Annotated in this window: 1 protein-coding gene; it reads left to right on the top strand. The window is 71.9% G+C overall.

Going from position 1 to position 334, the window contains the following annotated elements:
* Nucleotides 1–334 (top strand): Ig domain-containing protein (locus VM95_RS38175; protein ID WP_045706323.1); only part of this gene is annotated, 334 nt, incomplete at both ends.

Here is a 334-nt window from a genome sequence, read left to right as displayed (position 1 = left end):
CAACCAGTCGACCGCGGTCGGCGGCTCGGTCAACCTGCAGATCAAGGCCTCGGGCGGCACCGCGCCGCTGTCGTACAGCGCGAGCGGCCTGCCGGCCGGGCTGTCGATCAACGCCTCGACCGGTGTGATCTCCGGTACGGCCTCGACCGCGGGCAGCTCCAACGTCACCGTCACGGTGAAGGACAACGCCGGCAAGACCGGTTCGGCCTCCTTCACCTGGGCCGTGACCGGTGGTGGCGGCGGCACCTGCACCCCGGCGCAGCTGCTCGGCAACCAGGGCTTCGAGACGGGCACGGCGGCGCCGTGGACGGCTTCGAGCGGCGTGGTCGACAAC

The sequence above is a fragment of the Streptomyces rubellomurinus genome, assembly GCF_000961885.1.
GTDB lineage: Bacteria > Actinomycetota > Actinomycetes > Streptomycetales > Streptomycetaceae > Kitasatospora > Kitasatospora rubellomurina.
The sequence above is the reverse complement of the archived record's forward strand: the minus strand, read 5'-3'. Positions and strand labels throughout refer to the sequence as shown.